General features: G+C 68.9%; 20 protein-coding genes. 8 read left to right on the top strand and 12 right to left on the bottom strand.

Features of this window, described 5'->3' with window-relative positions:
• Positions 1 to 211: 211 nt before the first annotated feature.
• Positions 212 to 595, top strand: coding sequence for a hypothetical protein (locus B446_RS39015; RefSeq protein WP_148305746.1), 384 nt, complete (start codon positions 212 to 214; stop codon positions 593 to 595).
• Between the two features lie 248 nt (positions 596 to 843).
• Here the strand turns inward: B446_RS39015 and B446_RS25150 are convergent, their stop codons facing one another.
• From B446_RS25150 to B446_RS39270, 7 genes are all read right to left on the bottom strand, one after another.
• Positions 844 to 4212 (bottom strand): hypothetical protein, encoded by a 3369-nt coding sequence (locus B446_RS25150; RefSeq protein ID WP_020942246.1) that lies wholly within the window; start codon positions 4210 to 4212, stop codon positions 844 to 846.
• On the bottom strand, positions 4205 to 4858 hold the full coding sequence (locus B446_RS25145) for a hypothetical protein (protein ID WP_020942245.1): 654 nt from the start codon (positions 4856 to 4858) through the stop codon (positions 4205 to 4207). The genes B446_RS25150 and B446_RS25145 overlap by 8 nt, the downstream gene beginning before the upstream one ends.
• Before the next feature lie 811 nt (positions 4859 to 5669).
• Positions 5670 to 5927 carry a hypothetical protein gene (locus B446_RS25140; protein WP_020942244.1) on the bottom strand — a complete coding sequence of 86 codons (258 nt, stop codon included), beginning with the start codon at positions 5925 to 5927 and terminating at the stop codon, positions 5670 to 5672.
• A 54-nt stretch (positions 5928 to 5981) separates the two neighbouring features.
• The gene (locus B446_RS25135; protein ID WP_020942243.1) at positions 5982 to 6836 is read right to left on the bottom strand and encodes a nuclease-related domain-containing protein; all 855 of its coding nucleotides are present in this window, start codon (positions 6834 to 6836) and stop codon (positions 5982 to 5984) included.
• Positions 6837 to 6966: 130 nt separating this feature from the next.
• Complete coding sequence (locus tag B446_RS25130) at positions 6967 to 7536, bottom strand: hypothetical protein (protein WP_234967646.1); 570 nt, start codon at positions 7534 to 7536, stop codon at positions 6967 to 6969.
• Positions 7537 to 7755: 219 nt separating this feature from the next.
• A complete protein-coding gene (locus B446_RS39275) occupies positions 7756 to 7899 on the bottom strand; it encodes a hypothetical protein (RefSeq protein ID WP_158506774.1) in 144 nt (47 codons plus the stop codon).
• 585 nt (positions 7900 to 8484) lie between these two features.
• Positions 8485 to 8646 carry a hypothetical protein gene (locus B446_RS39270; protein WP_158506772.1) on the bottom strand — a complete coding sequence of 54 codons (162 nt, stop codon included), beginning with the start codon at positions 8644 to 8646 and terminating at the stop codon, positions 8485 to 8487.
• A 530-nt stretch (positions 8647 to 9176) separates the two neighbouring features.
• Here B446_RS39270 and B446_RS25115 point away from each other — a divergent pair.
• Positions 9177 to 10340, top strand: a complete 1164-nt coding sequence (locus B446_RS25115) for a metallophosphoesterase family protein (RefSeq protein ID WP_020942240.1) — start codon at positions 9177 to 9179, stop codon at positions 10338 to 10340.
• A gap of 508 nt (positions 10341 to 10848) precedes the next feature.
• Here B446_RS25115 and B446_RS25110 read toward each other — a convergent pair.
• On the bottom strand, positions 10849 to 11184 hold the full coding sequence (locus tag B446_RS25110; protein ID WP_020942239.1) for a hypothetical protein: 336 nt from the start codon (positions 11182 to 11184) through the stop codon (positions 10849 to 10851).
• Positions 11185 to 11710: 526 nt separating this feature from the next.
• Here B446_RS25110 and B446_RS25105 point away from each other — a divergent pair.
• Positions 11711 to 13822, top strand: a complete 2112-nt coding sequence (locus B446_RS25105) for a hypothetical protein (RefSeq protein ID WP_043476431.1) — start codon at positions 11711 to 11713, stop codon at positions 13820 to 13822.
• A gap of 165 nt (positions 13823 to 13987) precedes the next feature.
• Here B446_RS25105 and B446_RS25100 read toward each other — a convergent pair whose 3' ends face one another.
• From B446_RS25100 to B446_RS25090, 3 genes are all read right to left on the bottom strand, one after another.
• Positions 13988 to 14977 (bottom strand): Ku protein, encoded by a 990-nt coding sequence (locus B446_RS25100; protein WP_020942237.1) that lies wholly within the window; start codon positions 14975 to 14977, stop codon positions 13988 to 13990.
• 176 nt (positions 14978 to 15153) lie between these two features.
• The gene (locus tag B446_RS25095; RefSeq protein ID WP_020942236.1) at positions 15154 to 16236 is read right to left on the bottom strand and encodes a hypothetical protein; all 1083 of its coding nucleotides are present in this window, start codon (positions 16234 to 16236) and stop codon (positions 15154 to 15156) included.
• 48 nt (positions 16237 to 16284) lie between these two features.
• Positions 16285 to 17397, bottom strand: coding sequence for a Ku protein (locus tag B446_RS25090; RefSeq protein WP_020942235.1), 1113 nt, complete (start codon positions 17395 to 17397; stop codon positions 16285 to 16287).
• 53 nt (positions 17398 to 17450) lie between these two features.
• On the opposite strand from B446_RS25090, the gene ligD reads away from it, so the two are divergent.
• Positions 17451 to 18332, top strand: coding sequence for a non-homologous end-joining DNA ligase (ligD, locus tag B446_RS25085; RefSeq protein WP_043476429.1), 882 nt, complete (start codon positions 17451 to 17453; stop codon positions 18330 to 18332).
• Between the two features lie 92 nt (positions 18333 to 18424).
• On the opposite strand, the gene B446_RS25080 is transcribed toward ligD, so the two are convergent.
• Positions 18425 to 19231 carry an NERD domain-containing protein gene (locus B446_RS25080; RefSeq protein WP_043476427.1) on the bottom strand — a complete coding sequence of 269 codons (807 nt, stop codon included), beginning with the start codon at positions 19229 to 19231 and terminating at the stop codon, positions 18425 to 18427.
• 101 nt (positions 19232 to 19332) lie between these two features.
• Here B446_RS25080 and B446_RS25075 point away from each other — a divergent pair, with 101 nt between their 5' ends.
• From B446_RS25075 to B446_RS25060, 4 genes are all read left to right on the top strand, one after another.
• Positions 19333 to 19839, top strand: coding sequence for a protein-tyrosine phosphatase family protein (locus B446_RS25075; RefSeq protein WP_043476425.1), 507 nt, complete (start codon positions 19333 to 19335; stop codon positions 19837 to 19839).
• A gap of 91 nt (positions 19840 to 19930) precedes the next feature.
• Complete coding sequence (locus B446_RS25070) at positions 19931 to 20710, top strand: hypothetical protein (RefSeq protein WP_043476423.1); 780 nt, start codon at positions 19931 to 19933, stop codon at positions 20708 to 20710.
• Positions 20707 to 21957, top strand: coding sequence for an ATP-binding protein (locus B446_RS25065; RefSeq protein WP_020942230.1), 1251 nt, complete (start codon positions 20707 to 20709; stop codon positions 21955 to 21957). The genes B446_RS25070 and B446_RS25065 overlap by 4 nt, the downstream gene beginning before the upstream one ends.
• A gap of 195 nt (positions 21958 to 22152) precedes the next feature.
• Positions 22153 to 23514, top strand: coding sequence for an FtsW/RodA/SpoVE family cell cycle protein (locus B446_RS25060; RefSeq protein ID WP_020942229.1), 1362 nt, complete (start codon positions 22153 to 22155; stop codon positions 23512 to 23514).
• The last annotated feature ends 2 nt before the right edge of the window (positions 23515 to 23516 follow it).

Genomic DNA, 23516 nt, shown 5'->3' with positions numbered 1-23516 from the left:
AGGGTAGGGGATCTTGCGCTGGCGTGACGGGTGGGTGCGTCAGGTCGCCGAGACGACGACTGCGTGTCAAGAAGCCGCGGCAGTGACGTGCAGGCGACCTCTCCCACTCTCACGACACTGAGCAAGCAGGCTCGGCCGCCCGGACCGCGTTGGTAGGATTCATCACAAACCAAACCCCTTACATGACCGTCTCGCCCCTTAGGGAATCAGGATGACCGGCTCGCCCAACAAGGCCACCGATGTATACACCGCCGCAAAGTTGATCTCCGATCATGCAGTCGGAGCGACCCTGAGTTCGTTTCGAGTGTTCGGAATCAATAGTCTAAAAACCTACTTGGACCTTGATGTACTCATGGATCAAATCCTTGAGTCTGCGGAAACAGTCGAAAACATCCTGCGTCTGAACTTTACACGTCATTCGATTGATATCGACTTGCAGCGGACGGGCTCCGTGACCTGGCATGCTATCGACAGTGATTCTGTCAGTAAGAATCCCACGGGGAGATTCACTTTCAGTAACGGATTTGCCTTGACGCTCGCTGAGCCTGCAAAAACCAAGCGCATTGCGTTTTGGGTCAGGGAACCCTTCACCTGATCGAACTCGCTCAGGGCGACGTCCGTAGCGGACCACCCGTGGACGGAAAGGGGCGGCGCAGAAGCCTCAGGCGCCCCGGCCTGCGGTGATGCGCTCAGGCCAGACGGCCTCCGGAACCTCCGTCCTGTCGTCGGACAACGCGGTCAAGGTTGCCGCATGTTCCACACGCACAGCACGCCGGCTGCAACCAGCACCTCGTTGAGTTACGTGGCAGAAACATCCCCACCGAAGCGTACCGGGGCGAACGGCTAAATCGGCAGTCCTGGCGTCCGGTCCTGCAGTCTGCTCCGCTGTCGGTCGAACCAGGCCGCCGCGGCCACGACCTCATTTCTTCCGGCACAACAGACCGTTCCATACTTCACGTCGTCGGTGATTTGGTCGAGAAGGTCTACGTACAGCTGATATCCGAGTGCTTGACCACATTGCAGAAGCCAGTTGGCGCCGTCTCGCGCCAGGGCCACGAAGGCGTGCGGGGCTTTTCTACCTTCGGGGCCCCTCACAACCTCATGTAGCTCGTGCACGGCGGCCACGGCGTCCTGTAGGCGCCTTGCATCGGTTGAGTAGGCAACGGAGTCCCGCAACTGGACTCGGGCGCTGGCAGTGCGCAGAAGACGGTCGTCCTCGCCGTAGCGGCATCCTTTGCCGGCTGCCAGATAGCTCCGAGCCAGGTCAAATCTGCCCTGGTCGATCTCAAATTCGGCCCGCTGTAGCCAGTAGTGCCGATCGTCCTCCAGTAGGTCGTGGGCTGCCTGGTACGTACGGCGTGCTCCTTCCGTCCGCAGGCACAATTCACGCATGACATTGTGGTTTAGCAACCGGATCATGGCCCGCCGGTCGGGATGCAGGTCGTCCTCGATGTGGCAGGCACGTTCGGCGTAAGAGACCAACAGCTTAGTCATCACGGTTTCCAACTCGACTGGCCGCTTCTTGATGACCGTATCAACGACGGCATCGGCGATGGTGCGCTGCCGGCACCTGAGGAGTCCTCCCGGAGCGGCTACAAGCAGCCCCATTTCCAGAAGTCCCCTGATGGCCTCCCGGTGGGACCGGTCTGGCGGGTCTGGATAGGAGACCACCTCCAGAAGGCCAGTCGAACTTATGCCGATCTGCTGGAAAATCTCGTCAGAATTAACGATACATACCGCCGCATACGCCCACTGGTAAGCCAGTCCATACTTACTAAGGTCTTGGTACTCACTCACCACCTTTTCTCGTAGTGTGGAGCCGGTAACGGCCTGGATCATAGCCGCGAGCAGACCCTTCTCGGACAGGGTCCGCAGCCGTTCCACCTTTGCCTGCGTGGACCGATACTTCTTCAGGTCGCCAATGAGCGCGTTTTTTTCCAAGGCCTTGACGAGTTTTTTCAGATCGCTGTCCGTGAGCTGGCGGTCGACGTCTACAACTTTCGCCGGGAAACCTGCAGGGATCTCCGACTGTCGGGTCACGCGAATTGACGCAACCACTAGGCGCTTGCCGTCCTCATTCAGGTTATGCATGAGGTCCGATGCATTCCGCGTAAACATATTGACGTCGTCTACGAAAACCGCGTCGAGGTTCTGCTGTCGCGTCTGCGCTGCCACGGTAACAGAGGTTAGGTTAGCCGCACGGTCAACCCAACCAACGTGGGAACCCTTCTTGTGCAGGCGATAGGCGACCTGCATCAGCACGGTCGTCTTCCCCGAACCTGCGCTGCCCTTAACAAGGACGACCGGCATCCTCCCTTCGGCGGAGGGCTGGGTGCTTTCGGCGACTACATCGATGAGCGAGAGCTGGCCGGTGATCCTTCTATTCGTTATGTCACCCCATGTGGGGTCCCGGCCAACGAGGAACGACGCATGGCCAGCAGGCGCGTCCTGCACCAACTGGGCTACCCGCTGCACCCCGACATCACGCAGGGCCCCGGCGTGCTCCTGCTTTAGCAAACGCTTGCCCAGCACTAGGGACTGGCTGCCGGGCGCTAGCTGCCTGGTGACGAAATCTGACGGAGAGTTACGAATGTGCTGCAGCCCCACCTGACGGAGCCGTGCCCGGTCGACCGCCGTCCCCTCCGGAGCGACCAGGAAGCCGGGGAACTCGTGCTCTCCGGCTCGCCAGCCCACCATCCGCAAGGTGTCCCACAGGATGGGGCTGTTCGGCGAGAGAGACATGAAAAGCACCGGACGTTCAAGCAGTTCGGCACGCAGGCGCCGGAACCATTGCTGGCGCGGATGCCGCGGTGGATCGTCTTCGGGATCGCCGAAGTCCTGAGGAATCCCTTCCTGCTTGGGCAGACCATGCATCGCGACAACTTCGAAGGCTTCGTGCTTGTCGGCAGGCGGCCCATCGCATGCATTGACGAGTGAAATTCGGTCTCCCCCGCCCGCTTTCCTGCCGAGCGCGAGCATGTCAGCTCCGGTGAAGTCGTAAATCCGGAACCACGGAGCACGCAGCAAGCGGTGCACGGCGGCGGGTGCCTCCCCGTTCGAGGCATGCAACTGGTCCAAGTAGTGCTCTAGTTGTTCCTCAGTCAGCTGCGACTGGGCTGCGACCCACGTCTCGCGGAGCGGCGGCTCAATGGGTGACGGCACGGCTCCGAACACTGCCCCGGCGAGACGGCGGTTCAGTTCGTCGAGGTCGATGGGAGGTCCGGTCTCAGGACCCGAGACGAGGACGAGGGCCATCCGGCCGGTGGAAAGATTCTGATGGAAGGCCTCGAGGAGGGGCTTTTCGTCGTACGCTTCCTCCGCGCGTTGGGCAACGCGCACCTGCGGCCCCCGTGCAGCGGCCCTCGGGCGGACAGCGGTACTGATCGTCTGGCCATGGGCAGCATCCTTGACCGCGACCCGGCTGCCACCGAGTTCAATACGCAGCAACCGGTGTCCGGCGTCAGGCGGCGGGAGCATCCAGCCGGCGTGTGACTCACCAGTGCCAGCGAGCTTGAGCAGAGGGGCCGTCTCCAGTGCGAGTTCGGGCCAGGTGCCCACCCGTCCAGCGGCTACCAAGGTGAGGGCGTTGCCCTCGGCCCAGGTGTCGAAGTCACCCCCCACGGCGAGGTCCAACTGCTCCTTGCAACATCCCGAGAGGCGTGGATCGGCCCCCTCGGTGACCATGCGGAACACCGTGTTAACGCTGACCAGGCCCAGCGTTCGCCCACCGACCTCGACACGCAGAGATCCGTCACCAGGCAGCAGACCGCGCTGCCATCCCTCGACGGCCCGTATCGTTTCGTCCTGCCAGGCCGTGAGGTCTGAAAACACCTTGGTCTCCAGCGGCGCGACGATGTCCTCCGTCAGTTCTCCGCCCCACAGATCGGCAGCGTTTCTCCCCCAGTCTTCTGTCAGGCTGCGTGTCAACAACCGTGTGGCTGGGAGTCGCAGGTCGGCCGGTCCGGGAACGGGTATGACAAACGGTTCGTACCCGAGGTCCGCACACGCCAGTTGCAGATGAAAGACAAGTTCCTCGGCTGGCATCCGGTCACCGGAGGTGCCGAGCACTAGGACGCCGGTCAACCGACCGTCGGACGCATGCAGACGGGTTACGTCGTCTAGCACCGCTCCACATGCGGCCTGCCTCGCCGACTCTTCCAAAGGCAGCGGCACCAGGCAGAGGAAGTGAGCCTCCATGTTGCTGTCAGGCATCCTGCCACCTCACCGCCTGCACCTCGCCACGTGGCACCTGCAAGATCGTTCCCGGCCTCCCGCAGACGCCGGCGCCTGGCCTGATCTCGACGAACTGCGCCTTGAGTGACTCCTCAACGATTTGCCCACTCACAAGCCCTGTGTCGGCAGCCTTCTTCGAACACAAGGCATGCAGGGCTGACCGGTAACCGGCGTCAACCACGACGGTACCGGGCAAGGTCTTTTGCACGGGGTCCGTCACGATACTCGCCGCGAATGTGGACAGGCTCAGAATCACGGCCCCCAAAGCCATCCAATTTGCACAGCGCTGACGCTCATCGATCTTTTTGGCTTCAGCCCTGACCTTTTGGAAGACCTTGTTGACGAGTTCCTGCCGGTTAGTCGCCCGCTCATTGGGATCCTCCGGAATAGGGGAGGCGACGGCCCACAGATAGAGCCAGGCTGCCATCAGCCACAGTGCCACCGCGGCAATGGCCAATACCTGCGTCCACCAAGTACGGTCGGCAAGTGTGGTCACGCTGAGCGCCGCCATCAGCCCCCCCGCAAACAAGGTGACCGTTGACTGCGCAGCTTGGGCCCGTCCGCGGGCGACGCTGACGGCCTGCACCTGCTGCGAGTAATACGTCTCGGCCACCGTGGTGACCACAGCGGCGAGGGTTTGGTCGTACTCGTCCCCGTTCGACGGACCGGTTGCCCTCGGTTGCTCGCCTGCCACTCAACCCCCTGCAGTCCAAGAGTTCGGAAGCTATCAGATGCCGAAGGCCTCTGAAACTGACGCAGTTACACGGATCGCTCTGGCGCAGGCACCACGAGCGTCGCACGAACGGCGCTTGCGGCCTCGATCGGCCTGCGGCTGCTGCGTGGCCTGCGCTACACCTTCTTTAGACTGCCTAATCTTCGACGGAAACCTCAGGTCGGTCTCCCGTAGACCTCAAGGTTGGGGGCGATCTTGCGCCCTTGCAGTCTGGGCGCGAGCCCCCCAGGCACTACTCGTCATCTAACTGCCAGGTCGCAGGGTGTCACCCTGCGACGCTGCTGACGCGGGGCTATTAGTTAGCACGGTTTAAGGCAGTGGGTCGGGACAGCGTGGACTATCCGTGGACACGTCTCATCCACCTACTCGCAGGCACGGGTCTGACCAGCGCGGTTGCGTGGAAGGAAGACGGCCTCCGGAGCCGTGTGCGCAGGTTCGAATCCTGCCGGGGGCACCCAGCATGAGGTGCCCAAAGACCCCGGCCTCAGCGGAAACGCTGAGGCCGGGGTCTTCGCGTATGCGCAGGCGTGTGCCGCCCGGAGCGGATGTGTGTCGGGGTCCGTCGACGACGGGATCTTGGAGCATCGCGTCAGGTGAAGTCCATGAACGGGCGAAGCCGGCACCGCCGCCAGGTGCCGCCGCCTTGGTACACATCATCACACCACCAGGGCTACCAGCGGACTCCCACGAGGACTGCCGACACCTAGTCGTGGTTGTTGCTGCGGGCCTGGCGTGCCGCCTCCTCGCGCTGCTTCCTGAAGTAGTCGTCCTGCCGCTTGATGGCACGCCGACGCCGCGCCTCCTCTTCCTGCCGCTTCCTTGTCTCGTTCTGCTGCTTCTCCGCTGCATCCTTGAACAGCGGGCTCTTCACCACGTCGTTTTTCATCAGTACAGCCAGTCCCGAGACCACAGCCGCCGCACCTGCTAGCCCAGTCAGCGCCATCAACTTCGCGCTCTTCATTCGTTGGTCACCCCTCGGCCCTAAGACATCGCCCGCCAGCCGCTCTCCACCAAATCAGGCGTGGCTCCAAGCCTGCCGATGGCGAGCAACGCTGTACACCTGCTCCACCTGGTCGGCCGTGAGAACGCCTGAGAGCGGAGCGAGGGCCGACACCTGACGCTCCTGGTACACCCGGACATCGAGTTGTGTGGCGACCACCTTCAGCTCGGTCACACCGACGAAGACGAGCACCGGCTCCACCGGTACCGGGAAGTCGCAATAGCGCTCCAGCACTCGGGCAACCCGCTTGGCCTCTGCCCGGCTCTTCCGCGCGTAGGGCGCCGGCTTCCCGTGATCCACTTTGACGGAGTCATCCCCGACCCATACAGCCTTCTTGTCGTGGTGCTTCGTATTGATGCTGAACACTCGACCGGGCCCGATCAGTAAGTGATCGATATTCACTTTGTTGGCCAAGGGGATGGAGTGCAGGGCGCGCCAACCGTGGCGCCCTAAGCGGTTCAACTCCGCTCCCACTCGCCGCTCCCCCGCCAATCCCTTTCTCCAGCGGTCCCATTCCGAGGGCCGCCGCAGAAGCCGTGAGACGACTCGCTCCATCAGCCCCGGGCCGGATTCATCGAGCAGATCACGTATGGACTTCCCGGGAGGGTTGACGGCCAGGTCGTCGGCCGGCGTCAGAGGCGGCAGCATCGGACGCACCTGACTCTCCGGGGCCCTGTCTGGTGAGACAGGCTCGGTGAGGTTCTGTAAGTGCTTCGTGAGTACGGCGACCACGTCGTCGCGATGCTCGGCCCGCAAGACCGTGATGTCCCCCGTCGTGACGTCCGCCCAACCGACCGCGGTGCCATCAGGCAGGTTGGCGTACAGACGGTCATGCCCGTACCGCTTCCAGCGCGTGACGTGCAGCTCCACAAGGCCCCCTGCGCTCTCACATGAACGTTGCCGACATGCCGGCGACAAGCGAGACGAGGCCACCGTGGTACGTCACTTGCTCCCTCAACCAGCGGCGTCCGTTGCCTGCTCGCGCCTTCGAAGGACCCTCTCAGGGCTCCGGTGTCCATTCCACGAGAGGGGGTGTGCGGCTGTAGTGGGCTCCCCTGGTGCCGTAGTGGGCGAGGTGCAGGGTTTCACCGTCGATCTGGAGCTCTGCCGGCGGCGGGTTGGGAACGGAGATCCAAGGGTGGGAGTGGCCGTCGATGCGGACGGGCTCCCGGGGTTGGTTCCAGCTGTCCGCCGTTTCCTGGGCCCGCTCGCGGGTCCACGGGTTCTGCAGGGTCCGCGGGGCGGCCGGGTCGTGCTCGTAGCCGTTGAGACTGCGCACCAGGGCTTCGCTGTAGACGCCCTTGACCCGGAAGTTCTCCAGGTCATGTGCGCGTACGACCATGTTGACATACCGACGGCCGTTGCCCCGGTGCCGGCCCACCGCAGGCCAGCGACCGTGGCCCGGGTCCCAGCGGACGCGCGGGAGCCACAGCAGGGCGCCTGCCCTGAAGTGCTTCGTGCCGTGCTGGATGTCGAGGCCACTCTCGCCGTGCGCAGTCTCTCGCGCCACGTTGGCCACCAGACACCAGCCCAACAGCCCGTCCGGCGTCTCTATTTCAGTGGGTCCCATGTCTGCCACGCCGAGAATTTTGAGGCACGAGACGGAGCCCGAGCTAGACGATATCGACCCGATGACGGCGACGGGGTTCGAACGCGGTCTCCTGAATGATCAGCGGGCTTAAAGGCCGTCGTGGCGCGAGTCACTGTGCGTTCACACGCCCACCACCAGGCGGCCGGCCTCTGACCGGGTGAAACGGTCAGAGGCCGTGGGTGTCCGAGCAGGTTTCCCCTACTGCTCGTAAGGGTTGAAGCACTTGAGCGCGGCCCAGCCGTAGACGACGTTGCGGTCCTTGCGGACCACCTTGCCGTAGATCCAGGCCTTGTCCACCTTGATGTCCTTGTAGCCCTTGTAGTCCACCTTCGTGCCGTTCATGAGATCGCCCTTGTAAGCGACGCCATTGACCTTCGCACTGGTGGTGGCCTTCGCTCGTACGTTGACTGAGCTGCACGTGGCCTTCAGCTTCCAGGTGGAAGCTGCCGAGGCAGACCCGGTACTCAGCCCCAGCGCCCCTACCGCGAGGGCGGAAGCGCTCAGAACGGCCACCAGTGACCTCTTCAGCATTGCCGTGCTCCTTATCGACTATCGACCTCGGCTGTCCACAGCAAGGGAAGCCGACCGTGTCCGGTCGTCCGCGTGGACAGACGCGACTGCCTAGTAAATCCCCCGTGAGCAGGCCGATTTTCGTCAGGCCGTCGACGATCCTTCGACAGCTCTTCGACAGCTTGACTCGTGTTCTGCTCGGTCAGGTTCCGTGACATGCAAGGGTAGTTGGCGATGGGTTCGCGTTGCGCGGGCGGGGTCTCGAGGTCGGCCGCCCGCCATCCGTGCCGCAGATCGAGCGGGCGTCGCGTTAGGTGATGCCGATGCCGATGGCCGCCTCGGGCGGCGCCGATCTCGCACGCGCGGCAGGCGGCCCGGCAGACATGGAAGGGGTGTGGCCCCAGGCCGGCTGTGCCATCAGGTGAGCCCCGGCATGAACCCCGACTTGTCGCCGGCATCCCAAAGGGTCTTCATCCCCAGGACGCCCAGGTTGAAATGGGAAAAATGACCCTGATACGCGCCCCAGACCCACAGCGGCTGGGCACTTGTGTTGCCGTACTTGTCCTCGACGGGCCCCACCCCAATGACTGACAGCCCTTCAACAGAGGATTGCCCAAAGACTCTCGCTGCCGCCCGGACGACATCCTAATTCTCGCCATGGACCGTGGCTTCGACTCCGAACAAAGCTTGCGAGGCGCCCGAATTCACGAAGATCGTCACGTCCAGATTCTCCCCCTTGCCCAGCACCTGGACGCTCTTGACGGCGGGGTTCAGGCACTTGAGGCGAGCGGCGACGGGGCCCTTGGCGCAGCGAGAGCGCGGCCTTTTCGTGGAGTGCGGCTTCTTTGCCGGGGACGGCTTCACGGAGGGAGCCCGCGTAGTTGCCACCGCAGTCGGCTTGGTCTTGGGGCTTGTCGCCACAGGGGTACCCGCCCGCCCCGCAGCGCACCCTGCTAGCAGGGTGACCAGCAGCACCATTGGGGCGCAGTGAAGGAAACGTCGCCCTGCAACGAACGGAGTTCACCGAGCCGTTGGACCGTGTTTGTGTCAACTGATAGATCGGCTGCCTACCGTGCGTTGGCTACTCCCGCCGTGGAAGGACACCGCACATGAGACGCGTCACCAAGATCTCCTCCGCAGCTGTCGGCCTGGCCGTCCTCGCGGTCACCGGCACCGCCGTCGCCGCCGCGAACCAGAGTGACAACGACTGGCCCTACGCCCACCACGGCGCGGCCTCCTACACCCTGGCGGCTGTCGGCGACATCGCCTGCGAGCCCGACGACGCCGAGAACGCCACCACCCCGGCATCGCTCAAGTGCGGCAGCCCCACCCTGGGCGGCATGAGCGCCGAGTTCGCCACCGCGAAGCAGGCCACTGACATGCACCCCGATGCCGTGGCACTGCTGGGCGACGAGCAGTACCAGGTCGGCAAGCTGACGGACTTCGAGCAGTCCTTCGAGCAGGCATGGGGCGGCCTGAGGATGCTCGAACGTCCGGCGCCGGGCAACCACGAGTACTACCCGTACACCAAGAAGGGCGACAACGAGGCCGGGCAGAACGGTGCCGGATACTTCGGCTACTTCAACGGCCACGACCAGGCCGGCACGCCGGAGACCCAGGGCCAGGCCGGCGACGACACCGCCGACAAGCAGGGGTGGTACTCCTACAACCTCGGCAGATGGCACATCATCTCGCTCAACGCCGAGTGCAACTCCGACGCGTTCAAGCACGACTGCTCCACGACGGACAGCGGCCTCCTCGGCCAGGAGACCCAGTGGCTCTCGAACGACTTGGCCGCCAACAAGCGTCAGTGCACGATCGCGTACTGGCACCAGGCGACCTTCAGCGCCACAACGGCCTCGACCGCCACGGTGCCCGCTTCCGCGCCGGGCGCCGGCGGTGTCGAGGGTGCAGCGACCGACGCGTGGTGGAAGCTCCTCTACCAACACCACGCCACGCTCATCCTCAACGGCCACGAGCACGCGTACGCCCGGCTGCGCCCGATGAACCCGGACGGCCAGTACGACCCGACCCACGGGATCCCGGAGTTCATCGTCGGCTCCGGCGGCGAGGCCCTCGACACCCTCGCCGGCGCGCCCGGCAACTACGACAACCCCAACGTGGTCACCGCCCAGGCCGGCGCCTTCGGTGTCATGAAGCTGACCCTCAAGTCCAACAGCTACAGCTGGGACTACAAGCCTGTCCTGCCCGGCCCCGGCTTCGACTCCACAGCACTGCAGTACAGCGACTCCGGCAGCGGCACCTGCAACTGAGGCCCCAGCGTCCTTCATATCTGAGGCGTGGGCCACGATCGAGATCAGCTCTGCAGCAGCCGATGAAGGGCCGCGCCAAGCGCGGCGGCGCCGGCCAGTCGCCGCCGCGCCGCCTCACCTGCCTTCGCCACCGGCCGCACGTCGCCGACCGTCCGTCGCCGCACACAGCGGCCACAGTCCAACACACGCACGGGGACGAACGGTGAATCCCGACGGTGCAGGTCAAAGACACTGTCGCCGAAAGAGGCCGGATCGTGGCGGCGGCATGCGGACCGACGCTGTCAGATGCGCCGGCGTTCGTGTGGCCCGCTGACCCCTGCACCGGCCGGACGGCGGGCGCGGCCATGGGCATGGTGAGGGGGAGAACCCCTCTGTGGCTGGGGCGGTCAGCTCCGCGACTTCAGCCAGCCGCTTTGGCGCGAGCCTCGCAGATCATGGCCCCAAAGTCGCTACGCCGACCGAGTGGGCGCCTGGACCTTCCGTCTGGTCAGGCAGGGCGCGGCAGTGCTCAGATCGAGGAGTTGTTGATCTGCTCGCGGGTCAGGCGCACCGGCTCACCCGTGACGTTGTCGAAGCGGCGCCGCACCAGGATGCTGAAGCCGAGCTCGCGCAGAGCCTTCTCGGCAGCGTTGGTGTTCGCCGGCTCCTTGCCCTGCAGTGCGTTTCGCATCAGTACGAGTGCGGGGAGGTTCTTGCCTCCGACCGCGGCGAGCACATCGTACTTCTCGTCCTCTGCCGTCCGCAGCGCAGCGACGGCTACGTCCGCGACCGTGAGCACCGCATAGGTACCGCCCTCCAGGGCGATCCGGGTCTCTTCAGGCGTGCTCGCGGACTTGGGGGTCAACGTGTCTCCTCGGTCGGACCTGGCCGGATCGTTCTCCGGCCGTACGGCCCGGGAGGCTACACACCCTGTGGCGCAGGCCGAGGATCAGGGGGGTGTCGTCAGTCCGCTGCGGTCACCCTCCTCGCCGGTCCCGGCATCGAAGAAGCGCGGTGGATGGTGGCGGTCTGTCGTCCGGCGCCGCGGCCGTCGTCCTCTGGTCGTCCCGGACGGCGTCACCTCTCCCCCTCCACAGGTTCGCTCCCCCTTCATGTTGTTGTCACGATCCAGCCCTCTACAGAAGCCGCGGAACGATAGATAACCCCTCAATTCCCCCAACCTCACCATCGACGTGTCATGTCCCGGTCGGTACAGTCGTTCCCGGTGCGGCTGACAGAGGGCGGTGTGATGTCCCGCTCGCGCCCTTCCCCCTGCCGGAGACGGCTTCACGCGGGTAAAGTCCCACCACTCACTTAAGTAAAGAACATCCATACGTATCGGCTTCCGGGCTCGGCCTCGATCGGGCCAGTCAGCAAGTCCGTGCCCGGGGATGTCGAGTTGCCTGGAGCCCGCGAAGTTGTCAGCATCGCCCTTGTCCGCTCGGTTGCGCACCGCTGCGGCACGCCTCCTTCTGCCCACGGTGCTCGCCCTGTCGTTCGCCGGTCTGGCTGCCGGGGCCTTCCTCCCGAGCGTCCCGCTGCTCATGGCGTCCTTCGCCGTCGGGCTCACGGCCGACATCGCCCTGCACCGCTGGCAGCGCAGCGTCGCGAGCAGCCTCGGCAAGCTGCACGCCACCGTGACCGTGCGTCAGGTCGTCCGTGACCTGCTCATGGTGGCCGGCCTGCTCCGGCTCGAGGAGCAGGACTACGAGACGCGGTACCTCGCCCTCGTCTGCGGCCTGCTCGTCTTCTACGGTCTGCACTTCGCCTGCCAGGCACTGGCGATAGTCGTGCGCCGTACGCGCACCCTTCCCGTGCTCACCCGCAACGTCGACGCCTCCGCCTTGCGGCTGAGCGCCGCTCCCCCGGCGCTGGTCATGCAGCGTGCCGGGCAGCGGCTCCTCCTGTTCGCCGTGCCCTCGGCGGCCGGCCTGCTCGCCGCCGCCGCGACCGGCATGGCCCGGATCGCCGCCGTCGGCATCGCCCTGTCCACCGTCCTCGCGGCCGTGGCCGTCGTCATGCTGCTGGTGCGGCTGCTGCCCTCCCGCCGGCCCGCGACGAGCGAAGAGACGCTGGAGTGGTTCGAGTCCTGGCTCGCCGACTACCAGCCGACGGTCGGCATGTACTTCTCCGGCGGCACCAGCTCCGCCTACCAGGCCAACATGTGGCTCGAGCCGCTGGCCCGTCTCGACGGCCGCCCGCTGATCGTGCTGCGCGAGCGGTTCATGGTGAAGCGGATCGCCTCCACCGACATCCCGATCGTCTGCCTCCCCAAGGTCGCCGACCTCATGCGGCTCGAGCAGTCCACGCTCAAGATGCTGATCCACCCCTCCAACTCGGGCAAGACCTCCCAGGTCCTGCGCATCCCCACCATCAAGCACGCCTTCGTCAACCACGGCGAGAGCGACAAGCTGTCCAGCTGCAACCCGTACGCCAAGGCCTACGACGAGGTCTGGGTGGCCGGACCAGCGGCCCGCGAGCGGTACGCCCTCGCCAACGTCGGCGTCGACGACCGCGACGTCGTCGAGATCGGGCGCCCCCAGCTCCACGCCATCGAGCCCTACGCCGGTGCGCCCAAGGGCGAGTACACCACCGTCCTCTACGCCCCCACCTGGGAGGGCTGGGACGGCAACCCCGGCAACACCTCCGTCGTCGAGGCCGGCGAGAACATCGTCCGCGCCCTCCTCGCCGACCCCAAGGTCCGGCTGCTGTACAAGCCGCACCCGCTGACCGGCTCGGTCGACCCCCGCGCCGGCGCCGCGAACACCCGCATCCAGGACATGATCCGTGCCGCCAGCACCGCCCGTGCCGCGCAGCACGCCCAGGAGCGGCCCGCGCCCACCGCCGCCGCGGACCTCGCCGCCCGCACCGCCGAACTCGGCCGGCTGACCTCGTCCTCCTACCGGACCGGCGCCGACGACGCGGAGCGGATGCTGCTCCAGTCCGCCCCCGAGCCGGGCCGGGCCGACGCCGTCGCCGCCGCGACCGCCGCCTGGGAGGCCGCCTACTGGGCCTCGTTCCCCGTCTGGCAGCACCAGATCGTCGTCGGCGCCGGGCCCACCGTCTACGCCTGCTTCAACGTGGCCGACCTGCTGATCAGCGACGTCTCCAGCGTGATCTCGGACTACCTCGCGAGCGAGAAGCCGTACGCCGTCGCCAACACCAGCGGTCTTCCCGAGCGCGAGTTCCGGGAGACCTTCCCGACCGTCCGCGCCGGTGCCGTCCTCACCCCGGACGCCTCCGGTGTGCCGGCCCTGCTGGAGTCCGTGCGCCACCCCGAGAAGGACGTCTACGCCGCGGACCGCACCGAGCTCAAGCTACACCTGCTCGGTCCGTCCGACCCGCCCTCCGTCGTCCGCTTCAACAACGCCTCCCGCGCGCTGTGCGCCAAGGCCGAGGAGCACCGGGCCGCCATGGCCGTGCGCACGCTTCCGGTCATTCCGTCGCAGCGGGACAACGAGGCCGCGCTCGACAACAGCGATCCCGATCCCGTCAAGGGCTGAGCGTCGGCTTCCGGCCCGCCCAAGCGTTCCGGCCCCGGCATTCCGGCCCCGGCATTCCGGCCCACGGCCGCCGCATCGATCCGGTGCGGCGGCCGTGGTGTTCTCCCGTCTTCGCCGGGGCTGTGCCGTCCGTTCGCGTCCGGCCCGTCCGCCCCTCCCGGGCCTTCAGGCACTTCTCGGCTTCCGGGGCGTCGTCTTCTTCGCCGTCGTCGGCTGCTTCCCCGCCGCCGTCGTCTTCCCCGTCGTCGCCGTCGTCTTCTTCGCCGTCGTCGTCTTCCCCGTCGGCGTCCGCTTCGCCGCCGTCTGCTTCTTCGCCGTCGTCTTCCGTTTCGGGCTCGGCAGCTCGTGCACCTCGGCCGGTTCGCGCCGCTCGCCTCTGGACGCCCTCGCCTGCTGTACGGAGGCGTTCAGCGCGGCCATGAGGTCGAGCACCTGGGCCGGCTGCTCCGGCTCGGGCGCCTCCGGCAGCGGCTTCTCCTCGCGCTTCGCCTCGATGATCTGGGCGAGTGCCTCCGTGTACTGGTCCTGGAACTCGGGGCCCTCCAGGGAGTCCGTGGTCATCGTGTCCATGAGGGCCAGCGCGCCCTCGATCTCCTCGTCGGTCACCTCGACCGGGGGCGGGAGCAGCTCGGCGGGGTCGCGGACCTCGTCCGGCCAGCGCATCGCGTGCAGCACCAGGACGTCGTCCCGGACGCGCAGCAGGCCGAGGCGTTCCCGGCCGCTCCACGCGTACTTCGCCACGGCCACCTTGCTGGAGCGGCCGAGCGCCTGGACCAGCAGCTTGTACGGCTTGGCGGCGACCTGGCCGGCCGGCTGGAGGTAGTAGCCCTCGGCGATCCTGATCGGGTCGATCGACGCCAGCGGTACGAACGCGTCGATCTCGATCGCCTTCGCCGTCGGCAGCGGCAGGTTGCTCAGGTCCTCGTCCGTGATGGGGATGACCTGCGTCTTCGTCAGCTCGTACCCCTTGCCGATCTCGTCCTGCGCGACCTCGCGGCCCTCCAGCTCGCACACCTTGCGGTAGCGGACCCGGCCCATGTCCTCCAGGTGGTACTGGTGGAAGTGGATGCTGTGGTCCTCGGTCGCGCCGACCACGTGGATCGGCACGGTGACCAGGCCGAACGAGATGGCTCCTGACCAGATGGTCCGGGGCATGGCAGACCTCCGCTGTCGCCCCGAGCACCATCAGGCTACGGAAGTCTCCTCCGGCACGCAGGCCACATACGCCCGGTCGGGGAGCCTGCGGTCGCCCGGTCGGGGGGGACCTCCGGTCGCCCGGTCCGGGGGGACTCCGGCCCCCGGCCCCGCGTCTCCGAAACGCACGTCGCCGGTCAGCGGGCCGGGCCCTGCAGGGACTCCTCGTCGTCGTGTGCCGCGTACGGGTGGACGAATCCGGCGTCCCCGTCGTCGTCGAAGGGGGTGAACCAGTCCGCGGCCCCGAGCGGTGCCAGGTCCGTGGCGTCGGCGTCGGGGTCCGCGCCGATGCCCTCCGCGAACGTCTCCAGTGCGGTGGCGACCTCGTCGGAGAGGAGGTCGTAGAGGTCGGCCGTCACCTCGGCCTGGGTGATCAGCAGGCGCAGCAGGATCTCCTCGGCCACGCAGGACGGGCGGACCGGGCGGGGCTGGGCGAGGCGGCCGGTCAGGGTCACGGCGGTGACCGTGAGACGGCGGGCGAACAGGACGGTGTACTCGTCGGCGAACTGCGGGGGCAGGTCGTCCAGGAGCATGAAGGCCGCGTCGCTCTCCGCCACCGTGGGGCCGTCCTCCTCCAGGGCGGCCAGGTCGGTGAAGAGTTCGTCGACCAGCAGGTCCACGGCGAACACCAGGGCGCCGGCCGCGATCTCCGCGGCCTCCCGGCCGACCGTGCTCTCCTCGGGGTCGTCGCCGTGCCCGAACGCCTCCAGGGGGACGGCCGCCAGGGTGGGTGCCAGGGCGCGGAGCCGGGCGCGCATGGCCTCGACCTCGGCGGGGTGGAGCCGGTCGGAATCGGTCGTGCCGTCGGCGGCGGCGTGGCGCCGCGCGCGTTCCGCCGGGTCGGCCGGGGGCGCGTCCGGGCCGTCGGCCGCGTCGAGGCTCTCCTGGAGGAGTTCGGAGTTCAGTTCCACTCCGCAGCGGGTGATCCGCCAGGCGGCGAGCGCTTCGGTCCGCTCCAGGAGTTCCGAGACGACCTCGCGGGCGGCGTCCTCGGCGAACTCCAGCGCCGGCGCGTCCACGAAGATCCTGAGCAGGGCTCCCGAGGGGCCGGCGGCGATGAGGTCGTCCAGCAGTTCGATCTCCATGCCGTCGGGTCCCTCGATCGCTTCGAGTGAGTCGAACCCCTTCCGGAGCAAGAAGATGACGCCCTCGCGCTGGAGCGCGTCGAGTTCCGGGGCCCCCTCGGGGCGGGCCATGGCCACGGTCACCACGTAAGTCACGCCTTCATCGTGCCCGAGTCCTCCCCTTCGGGGGGAGGGATGGCGGTTTCAGGCCGGGGTCTTGCGGGGCGCCGCCTTCTTCGCCGGGGGTTTGCGTCCGCTCTTCCGCTCTTCCTGGGCGGCGGCGGTCTTCCGCGCGGACCCCTGCGCGGACCTCTGCGCCGTCTTCCTGGCCGGGGGCTTCCGCTCCGCGGCCTTCTTCTCCCCTGCCTTCTTCCCCCCTGCCTCCGTCTCCGCGGCCTTCTTGGCGGTGGCCTTCGTCTCCGTGGCCTTCGTCTCCGTGGTCTTCTTCGCGGTGGCCTTCGTCTCCGTGGCCTTCTTCGCCGGGGCCTTCGTCTCCGTGGTCTTCTTCGCCGCGGCCTTCGGTTCCGGAGCCTTGCCCCCGTCCCGGGACGCCCGGGCCGCGCGCACGCTGTTCTCCAGGGCAGCCATCAGGTCCAGCACCTTGCCGCCGCTGTCGGGCTCGGGGGCCTCGGGCAGGGCCTCGCCGGCCGCCTTGGCCGCGATGACCTCTTCGAGCGCCGCGCGGTAGTCGTCGTGCAGGTCGTCCAGGTCGACGTCGCCGAGGGTGTCCATGAGGGCGTCCGCGAGGTCGAGTTCCTTGGCGCGTACGGTGACCTTCTCGTCCGGGGCCACGCCCTCGGGCGCGCGCACCTCGTCCGGCCACAGCAGCCCGTGCAGGGTGAGCGCGTCGCCGACCACACGCAGCATGCCCAGGCGCTCCCGGCCGCGCAGCGCGTACTTGGCGACGGCGACCTTGTCGCCGCGCTTGAGGGCCTCGCGCAGCAGCGTGTACGGCTTGGCGGCGGGGGCCGCGCCGACGGCCAGGTAGTAGGCCGTGCCCATCTGGAGCGGGTCGATCCGGTCGGCCGGTACGAAGGCGATGATCTCGATCGTCCGGGTGGTCGGGATCGGGAGGTGGGCCAGGTCCTCGTCGGTGATCGGGATGACGGTGCCGTCCGCGTCCTCGTACCCCTTGCCGATCTCCGCCGTGCTCACCTCGCGGTCGTCCAGCTCGCACACCTTGCGGTAGCGGATGCGGCCGTTGTCCTCGGCGTGGATCTGGCGGAAGGAGATCGAGTGGCTCTCGGTGGCGTTCACCAGCTTCACCGGGATGCTGACGAGACCGAAGGAGATGGCGCCGTTCCAGATGGATCGCACGGGCAGCAGCCTTCCTTCCGGTCTCTGAGTGGAATGTCTGGGATTGTCATCGTATGACGCCTATCACAGAGGTGGACGGGCGACGGGTCGTGCTCAGCAACCTGGACAAGGTGCTGTATCCGGAGACGGGCTTCACCAAGGGCGAGCTGGTGCACTACTACGCGACCACCGCCGCCGTGCTGCTGCCGCACCTGCGCGACCGCGCGATGTCCTTCCTGCGCTTCCCCGACGGGCCGGACGGGCAGCGGTTCTTCGCCAAGAACGTGCCGCCGGGTACGCCCGAGTGGGTCACGACCGCCGAGGTCCCCCGGTCCGAGGGCCCGGCCCGGATGGTGGTCGTACAGGATCTGGCGAGCCTGGTCTGGGCGGCGAACCTGGTGACCGAGTTCCACACGCACCAGTGGCTGGTGCAGTCGCCCGAGGAGGCCGACCGGCTGGTGTTCGACCTGGACCCGGGGGCGCCCGCGACGATCGTCGACTGCTGCGAGGTCGCCCTGTGGCTGCGGGAGCGGCTGGCCGCGGACGGGATCGAGGCGTACGCCAAGACGGCCGGGTCCAAGGGGCTGCACCTGCTGGCGGCCGTGCGCGGGGCGTCGTCCGAGCGGACGAGCGAGTACGCGAAGCAGCTCGCGGTGGAGGCCGAGCGGGCGATGCCCCGGCTCGTGGTGCACCGGATGACGAAGAGCCTCAGGCCGGGGAAGGTGTTCGTCGACTGGAGCCAGAACGCGGCGCGCAAGACGACGGCGGCGCCGTACACGCTGCGGGCCCGGCCGGCCCCGCTGGTGTCGGCTCCGGTGCGGTGGGCGGAGGTCGAGGAGTGCCGGGAGCCGGGGACGCTGGAGTTCCTGGCCGGGGACGTCGCGTCCCGGGTGCAACAGCACGGGGATCTGCTGGCTCCGCTGCTGGACGCCGGGCGGTCGGTGCCGCTGCCCTGAGGGAACACTCCCCCGCCGCGCAGACCCCTCGTCCCCCCTCGGCCCTCAGCCCTCGGCCCCCTCGGCCCTCGGCCCCCGCGGCCCGCGGTCGCTCACACCCTCTCCCACGTCCTCCGGTCCCGCGCCATCGCGTGCAGGGCCTCCACGTCCGCCGGTTTCAGGACTCCGCCCTGGCGGCCCAGGGCGGCCAGTTCGCCGTCCTGGAGGACGCGTACGCCCCGGGGCGGGAGGGTGAGCCGCACGTCGGCCGGCGGGCCGACGAGGGCCAGCACCGGGTGGACCTCGGCGGTCAGGGCGTAGGTGGCGCGGTCCGCTTCGGCGCGCAGGCGGCGCAACAGCGGCAGGGCCTCGCGGCGGCCCACGGTGACCATGGGATCGGCGACCCTGACCCGCTGCCTGCGGGCGTACAGGGCGTGTACGGCGAACAGGCCGCCGGGGCCGATGAGCAGGTGGTGCAGGCGGTCGCCGCCGGGCAGCGGGACGGAATGCAGGGTGTGCGAGCCGGCTTCCTCCAGGCGGTCCAGGGCCTCGCCCGCCGTCTGCTCGGCGGTGAGGGCGCGCCGGCGCGGGTCGGGGCGGAGCCGGTGGCCGGGTCGGGGGTCGCGTTCGAGTTCGACGAGCAGGGCCTCGCCGGGGCGGTTGGGGGCGAGGTCGTCGTCCGGGTGCAGGGACAGCCGGGCCAGTTCCACCGGTGTGGGCGCCGGGGGCGGGCCCACGGTCACCGGGCCGGCCAGGAAGGGTTGGAGGGCTTCGAGCACGGCGTCCCTGCGGTCCTCGGCGATCAGGTTCACGCGGCTGCTCTCCCGGTCGTACCAGGCGACGTTCTCCCCGTCCGGGCCGCAGACGTACAGCCTCTCCCGGCCGTGCCGCCAGGTCGGCACCACGCGCAGTCGGCTCATGAGCCATCACCCCTCGACCATGGGAACAGGCGGGGTGCTCCGTGGGCAAGAACCCGGCTACCTTGGAGGCAGCCCGGTCGGTGGGACTTGGGGAGGCACCCTTGCGGACCCGCGGAGAGCAGCCAGGCGTGCCGGCTCCGGACAGCCCGTGGAACGAGATCGAACCCGGCCTGTGGATGGGCGGGCACGAGTTCCGTGGGCGTTCGGGCGGGCTGGAGTTCGCCGTCGTGCGCGATCAGTTCGACGTGGTGCTGAGCCTGCTGCGGCTGCCGGGGCACGGGCCGGGGTCCGGGACCGAGCACCATGTGTGGCCGATACCGGACGGGCCGCTGGACGGGACCCAGCTGGCGGGGGTGATGCGGCTGGCCCGGGCGGCGCAGGAGGCGCTGGACGCGGGGCGTTCGGTGCTGGTGCGCTGCCACCACGGCTACAACCGGTCGGGCCTCGTGGTCGCGCACACGCTGGTGCGGCGGGGCCTGACGGCCGAGGAGGCGATCACGCTGATCCGTGTCCGGCGCTCCCCGTGGGCGCTGCACAACGAGCTGTTCGTGGAGTACCTGACGGCGGGACTGGCCACCGCCCGGCTGCTGGAGGAACTGGCCGAGTAGCCTCTCCCCAGCGCCGCCCCGAGTGCGCAAAAAGGACTTCCGTACGAATAAGGTGTACGGGGTCCGTGATCCCGCCAGTCCCAGGAGCACCGTGCCAGCCCGTCGTCCCGTGCGCACCGCCCTAGTCGCGGCCGCCGTCGCCCTGCTGTCGCTGACGGCGGCGTGCGGGGACGCGGGCGGCCTGAAGGGCGCGGGGGTCACCCCGACCGCGGTGAGCCCGGCGCGGCTGTGGCCCGACCTGCGGCCGGCGTCCAGTCCGGCGTACGCGTACGACGAGGGCAGCGCGGAGACCGTCAAGGGCGTCACGGTGCCGGACGACGACATCCGGAAGGTCGACCCGGTGGACGTGGTGCGGGCCGAGTTCGCCGCCCGTCCGTCCGACTACGGTTCGAAGGGCGCGTACCACGCGACGGTGGACCGGATGAAGGAGTGCGCGCCGGGCGGGAGCCGGGCGCGGTGCCCGCTGCTGAAGGCGTACTACCGGGATCTGACCGGGGACGGCCGGGCCGACATGACGCTGGGCTTCCGGCTGTACCCGACGAACCAGACGGCGGTGCGGGTGTACGCGGTGGACGGGCACCGGCTGGTGCAGGTGCTCGCCGACAACGACGCGATCCTCGGGGTCGAGCTGGCCGGCCGGGCGGTGATCGTCCGCTCCCCGGCGGGGATCACCGGGTACGAGTACCGCACCACCTGGACCTGGGACCCGGAGCGGCGGGCGATGGTGTTCTCGCGGGACGAGTTCCTGCGCACCGGGCGGGGCCGGCACAGCCACGCGCCGTCCCCCTCCCCGGCCCCGTCGGACACGGCCGGCGCGTCCCCCTCCGCGTCGGACACTCCCGGCGCCTCTCCCTCGGCGAGCGCCCGGTGAGGCTCGCGCTGCCGCGGTGGGCGGGGACGCTCGCGGTGAAGACGGCCGCGTTCATCACGGTGATGTGCTGTGCGCTGGCCGCGCTGCTCGGGGTGCTGGTGCACGTGTCGGTGACCGACCAGACCGTCGGGCAGGCCCGGGACCTGGCGCTGTCCCGGCTGCAGGACGCCACGCAGGCGTACGAGGCCGGGGACGCGCTGCCGCCGGGTGCCGGGGTGGACTCCCGGGGGCTGCCGGCGCGGCTGCGGGCGCTGGCGCTGACCGGGGCGCGGGGCACGATGGTGACCTCGGACCAGGGGCGGCCGATCATGTGGGCGGCGGGCCCGGCCGACGGGCGGCGGGCGCTGGCGGTGGAGGTCGACTACGCGCAGCAGTCCCGCACGATCGCCGGGCTCGACCGGTCGATCCTGTGGTCGTCGGCGCCGGCGATCGGGGCGACGGTGCTGGTCGGCGCGTTCGCGGTGACCCGGGTGACGCGGAGGCTGCACGGTACCGCGCGGGTGGCCCGGCTGATCAGCGCGGGCGATCTGGACGCGCGGGTGAACGATCCGCGGGCGAAGGACCCGACGCGTCCGCAGGACGAGGTGGCGGTGGTGGCGGCCGCGCTGGACTCGATGGCGGCGTCGTTGCAGGGCAAGCTGCTGAGCGAGCAGCGGTTCACCGCGGACGTGGCGCACGAGCTGCGCACCCCGCTGACCGGGCTGCACGCGGCGGCCGAGCTGCTGCCGCCGGGGCGGCCGACCGAGCTGGTCAGGGACCGGGTGGCGGCGCTGCGGACGCTCACCGAGGACCTGCTGGAGATCTCCCGCCTGGACACCGGGCGGGAACGGCTGGAGGCGGACACCGAGGAGCTGGGCGCGCTGGCGGGGCGGGTGGTGCGGGCCTCGGGGACGGACACCGAGGTGCGGGTGGTGCGGGACGTCCGGGTGGAGACCGACCGGCGGCGGCTGGAGCGGGTGCTGGGGAACCTGGTGGCCAACGCGCACAAGCACGGGGCGGCTCCGGTGGTGCTGACCGTGGACGGGCCCGTGGTGACGGTGCGGGACCACGGCGGCGGGTTTCCGCGGTACCTGGTGGCGCACGGACCCCAGCGGTTCCGCACCGAGGGCGGGGCGAAGGGGCACGGGCTGGGCCTGACCATCGCGGCCGGCCAGGCGGAGGTGCTGGGCGCACGGCTGACGTTCGCCAACGCGGTGGACGGCGGGGCCGTCGCCGTCCTGACCCTGCCGGAGGCGGAGGACGGCTAGCGGGCCGGTCCCTGGCCGGCCCGGCTCCCCGGCACCCGGCCGCAGCGCCTCGTCCGGAGCCGAGCCGTATCCGCCTCGCAGCCGCCTCGCACCCCGCCCCGCCGGTGCCCCGCACCACCGCCCCCGCTCCGCCGCTGCCCCACGCCTCCGGGGCGCCTGTCCGGCCGGAGTGGGTCGTTTCGGTAGGTTCCGGACATGACCAAGGCCGGAACCGCCGTGGCGGCACCTCGGGAACGTGCCCGCGCCGTGCGCCTGCCCCGGCGACGTGGCGTCGAGCTCGCGCTGATCGTGCTGGCCGTGCTGCTGTCGGTGTACGGCTACTGCGCGGTGGGACTGGCGCGCAGCGGCACCGTGCCGCCCGGGGCCGCCGGCTACGGGGCCGGGCTCGGGGTGCTCGCCCTGTTCGCCCATGTCGTGGTGCGTATCCGGGCGCCGTACGCGGATCCGCTGCCGCTGCCGATCGGGGTGCTGCTCAACGGGCTCGGCCTGGTGCTGATCTACCGGCTGGACCTGGAGACGCCGGGCGACCGGGCGGCGCCCACCCAGCTGGTGTGGTCGACGCTGGGGGTGGCCCTGTTCATCGCCGTGGTCCTGGTGCTGCGCGACCACCGGGTGCTCCAGCGGTACGCGTACGTGTGCGTGGTCGCGGCCCTCGCGCTGCTGCTGCTGCCGATCCTGTTCCCGGCGGTCAACGGGGCCCGGATCTGGATCCGGATCGCCGGATTCTCCATCCAGCCGGGCGAGTTCGCGAAGGTGCTGCTGGCGGTGTTCTTCGCCGCCTACCTGGCCGCCAACCGCAACGCGCTGGCGTACACGGGCCGCAGGCTGTGGCGGATCCAGTTCCCCACCGGCCGGGTGCTCGGCCCGATCGTGACGATCTGGCTGCTGAGCGTCGGGGTGCTGGTGCTGGAGCGGGACCTGGGCACCTCGCTGCTGTTCTTCGGGCAGTTCGTCGTGCTGCTGTACGTCGCCACCGGCCGGACCGGCTGGATCGCGGTGGGGCTGGTGCTCGCGGTGCTCGGCGCGGTGGCCGTGGGCCGTCTGGAGCCGCATGTGAACGGCCGGATCGAGGACTGGCTGCACCCCTTCGCGACCATCGAGGCCGGTCTCGGGCCCAACCAGCTCGCCCAGTCCCTGTTCGCGTTCGCGGCGGGCGGGCTGCTCGGCACCGGGCTGGGGCTCGGGCACTCCATCCTGATCGGCTTCGCGACCAAGTCGGACTTCATCCTGGCGACGGCCGGGGAGGAGCTGGGGCTCGCGGGCCTGGCGGCGATCATCCTGCTGTACGCGCTGCTGGTGGAGCGCGGCTACCGGGCGGGGCTGGCGCTGCGGGAGCCGTTCGGGCGGCTGCTCGCGGTGGGGCTGTCCTCGATCCTGGCGCTGCAGGTGTTCGTGATCGCGGGCGGGGTCACCGGCCTGATCCCGCTGACCGGCATGGCGATGCCGTTCCTCGCCCAGGGCGGCTCCTCGGTCGTCACCAACTGGGCGATCGTGGCGCTGCTGATCCGGGTGAGCGACTCGGCGCGCAGCCAGTACGACGGGCAGGAGGCCCCGTGACG

This window comes from Streptomyces collinus Tu 365 (assembly GCF_000444875.1).
Taxonomy (GTDB): Bacteria; Actinomycetota; Actinomycetes; order Streptomycetales; family Streptomycetaceae; genus Streptomyces; species Streptomyces collinus_A.
Note: the sequence above shows the minus strand (reverse complement) of the source record. Positions and strands in the feature narration are given on the sequence as shown.